Below are 2241 nucleotides of genomic sequence, written 5' to 3' on the forward strand. Positions count from 1 at the left end.
GTCCAGCAGGTCGGGCTGCTCCTCGATGATGATCTGGTAGAGCGCCTCAAACGACCAGCGGGCGCCCGTCTCGCTGGACACTTGGCCGGCGGTGAGCCGAGCCGTCTCATCGTCGAGAATCCGCAACGTGCCGGCGGCCGAGGCGATGAGCTGTGCCTTGGCCGCGCGTTCCGCGGCGATGAACCAGTAGGCGGCCGATTCCACCGTGGTACCGACCGAGAGCAACCCGTGGTTCGCGAGGATCGCGAGCTTGCGCCCGCCGAGTGTCTCGGCGATACGGCGTCCCTCGTCCGGGCTGAGCACCACGCCGTTGTAATCTTCGAAGATCACATGATCCTCGAAGAAGGCGCAGGCATCCTGGCTGATCGGGTGCAACGGCTCACCGATGGCCGACAGCGCCTTGCCGTACAGGGCGTGCGTGTGTGCGGCTGCGACGACGTCCGGACGGGCCGCGTGGATCTGGGAGTGGATGGCGAACGCGGCCGTGTTCAGCGGCCCGATCCCCTCGACGATCTCACCGGCATCGTTGACCAGCAGCAGGCTGGACACGGTGATCCGCCGGAAGTCGACCCCAGCGCGGTTCACCCAGAAATGGCCGGGCAGCTCCGGGTCACGGGCGGTGATATGGCCCGGCAGTCCTTCGCCCAGACCCAGCTGCCCGAAGATCCGGTACGCGCCGGCGAGACGCTGCTTACGGTACAGGCGCTCCTCGACGACAGTCCGCTCCGCTTCAGCCCGCGGCCAGGGTCCGCCGGCCGCAGGCGCGACGATGTTCGACTCGGCCCACCTCGATCGATCCGACGAGCCCGGCGCCGGATCGCCCGTGGCGGCGCTGACGTGCTCGCTACCGATGTTCTCCGTACTGATGTTCTCCGTACTGATGCTCATCGTCCCGATCCTGTCTGCCCGACGAGGCATTGTCTGACAAATCCCCTACCAGCAAATCCCCTACCAGCAAAGCCCCTACCGGCGAGGCGCGCCGGGCTAACGGGCCAGCAGTGCCTGGCCGGCCGCGGCGTGGATGGCATCGTCCTGCGGGGTGTGGACGCGTCCACAGAGCACGTTCCGGAAATGACGCTCCAATGGATTCACCCGGGTCAGGCCGGGATTTCCAATCAATGCGACCGCCTCGCCGACCGCGCGGATCGCCGCATTCGTGACCGTCGACTTCACCGCGTTCGCGCGGGCGGCGGCGGCCGCGTCCCCGGCATCGACCCCATTCGCGGTCGTTTCGACCAGTACCCGGGCTGTCGTCAGCGTGACGTCGATCTCGCCGACGGCGGCCTGGAAGCGTGGCAGGCTCGCCAACGGCTTACCCAGGTTGGACGGCACCCGCTCATGCAGAAAACCGACGAGCCAGTCGCGGGCGGCCTCTGCGACGCCGAGATAGATCGTGGAGATCGCTAGGCCACCCCAGGCGGCGATCGAGGGGTCGATCGTCAGGTCGCGCAACGCGCTGACCGGTACGAGCCCCAACCCGGCGTCGGCGCTCAGGCGGACCCGGTCGAAGACCACGTCATGGCTTTCGGTCGCCCGCATACCGAAGTGGTCCCACGTACGGACGATCTCGATGCCCGCCGCGTCGGCCGGTACCAGAAAGTTGCCTACCCGTGGTTCAGCGTCCGCCGGTCCGGCAGGGTCGGCGGCGGGGTCGGTCGCCGCCCACACCAGCATCCAGCGCAGCACCGGCGCACCGGTCGAGTAGATCTTATGACCGGTGAGCTCCCAGCCGTCCCCGATCCAGCGGGCCGTCGTCGCCGGCAGCCCGCCACGTGCGGGGGTGCCGAGGTCGGGCTCCACCCGCAGATGGTTGACCATCGCACCCTCCGCCACGGTGGAGTGGGCGACCCGTGAATACACCGCGTGCGGCCACCCTCCGCTACCGCCCTGATGCGCGTGGGCGAGGTAGGTCATGGCGAGGACGAGCGCGGTCGCGGGGTCGCCACGGGCGATCGTGCCGAGCACGTCGACCACGGTGGAGATATTCGCGCCGGCTCCGCCGTAGGCAACCGGCACGGTGAGCCCGACGAGCCCGACCTCGTGCAGCCGCGCGAGGTTTGCCACCGGAAACGTCCCCGTCCGGTCGTGTTCGGCCGCGGTCGCGGCGAACTCGGCGGCCAGCTGGTTCAGCACGTCCTGCCGGGGCGTTCCAACAGCCACGGACACGGACGAACTCGAACTCGAACTCGGACTCGGACTCGGACTCGACATCGGTGATCCTCCGGAAGAAGAACGTGGTCT

General features: G+C 68.5%; 2 protein-coding genes. Both read right to left on the reverse strand.

The window, feature by feature from the left end:
• Positions 1 to 888 (reverse strand): class II aldolase/adducin family protein (locus tag U9978_RS09230; RefSeq protein ID WP_322760654.1); only part of this gene is annotated, 888 nt, incomplete at its 3' end.
• A gap of 96 nt (positions 889 to 984) precedes the next feature.
• Positions 985 to 2166 carry an acyl-CoA dehydrogenase family protein gene (locus U9978_RS09235; protein WP_322760655.1) on the reverse strand — a complete coding sequence of 394 codons (1182 nt, stop codon included), beginning with the start codon at positions 2164 to 2166 and terminating at the stop codon, positions 985 to 987.
• Between the last annotated feature and the right edge of the window lie 75 nt (positions 2167 to 2241).

It is taken from the genome of Protofrankia sp. Cr2, from assembly GCF_963555885.1.
GTDB lineage: Bacteria > Actinomycetota > Actinomycetes > Frankiales > Frankiaceae > Protofrankia.